This is a genomic window from Herbaspirillum sp. CF444, from assembly GCF_000282135.1.
Taxonomy (GTDB): Bacteria; Pseudomonadota; Gammaproteobacteria; order Burkholderiales; family Burkholderiaceae_D; genus Herbaspirillum.
Map to the genome: position 1 here is coordinate 1 of NZ_AKJW01000103.1, position 1,188 is coordinate 1,188.

The 1,188-nt window shown below is 58.4% G+C and carries 1 protein-coding gene; it reads right to left on the reverse strand.

What is annotated here, in order from left to right; genetic code table 11:
- Nucleotides 1-3: 3 nt before the first annotated feature.
- The coding region (gene tuf, locus PMI16_RS22180; protein WP_007883803.1) for an elongation factor Tu at nt 4-1,188 on the reverse strand (1,185 nt) is incomplete at its 5' end.

Consider the following 1,188-nt stretch of genomic DNA (forward strand, 5'->3'; position numbering starts at 1 on the left):
TTATTACGCGTCAGGCAGGATCTTGGCAACCACACCCGCGCCGACAGTACGACCACCTTCGCGGATCGCGAAACGCAGACCTTCTTCCATCGCGATCGGGTTGATCAGCATCACGGTGATCGACACGTTGTCGCCTGGCATGACCATTTCCTTATCCTTCGGCAACTCGATCGAACCAGTCACGTCCGTGGTACGGAAGTAGAACTGTGGACGATAGTTGTTGAAGAACGGTGTATGACGGCCGCCTTCGTCTTTCGACAACACATAGATCTCGCCTGTGAAGTGCTTGTGCGGCTTGATCGAACCCGGCTTGGCCAACACTTGGCCACGCTCCACGTCTTCACGCTTGGTGCCGCGCAGCAGCACGCCAACGTTGTCGCCGGCTTGACCCTGGTCCAGCAGCTTGCGGAACATTTCAACGCCGGTGCAAACAGTATCTTGCGTGTCGCGGATACCGACGATTTGCAGCGCTTCGCCGACCTTGACGATGCCGCGCTCAACACGACCGGTCACCACAGTACCGCGGCCGGAGATCGAGAACACGTCTTCCACTGGCAGCAGGAAGGCGCCGTCAACAGCACGCTCCGGTGTCGGGATGTAGGTGTCCAGTGCTTCTGCCAGTGCCATGATGGCTTGCTCGCCCAATGGGCCAGTGTCGCCTTCCAGAGCCAGCTTCGCCGAACCCTTGATGATTGGCAGGTCGTCGCCTGGGAATTCGTACTTGGTCAACAGCTCGCGCACTTCCATTTCGACCAGTTCCAGCAGCTCTTCATCATCGACCATGTCGGCCTTGTTCAGGAACACGATGATGTAAGGAACGCCGACCTGACGCGACAGCAGGATGTGTTCGCGTGTTTGCGGCATCGGGCCGTCTGCTGCGGAGCAAACCAGGATCGCGCCGTCCATCTGCGCGGCGCCGGTGATCATGTTCTTCACATAGTCGGCGTGGCCTGGGCAGTCAACGTGAGCGTAGTGACGGTTGGCTGTTTCGTATTCGACGTGTGCTGTGTTGATCGTGATGCCGCGTGCCTTTTCTTCCGGCGCTGCATCAATCTGATCGTAGGCCTTCGCTTCGCCGCCGAACTTCTTCGACAACACCGTTGCGATTGCTGCCGTCAGCGTGGTCTTGCCGTGGTCAACGTGACCAATCGTACCAACGTTCACGTGCGGCTTGGTCCGCTCGAATTT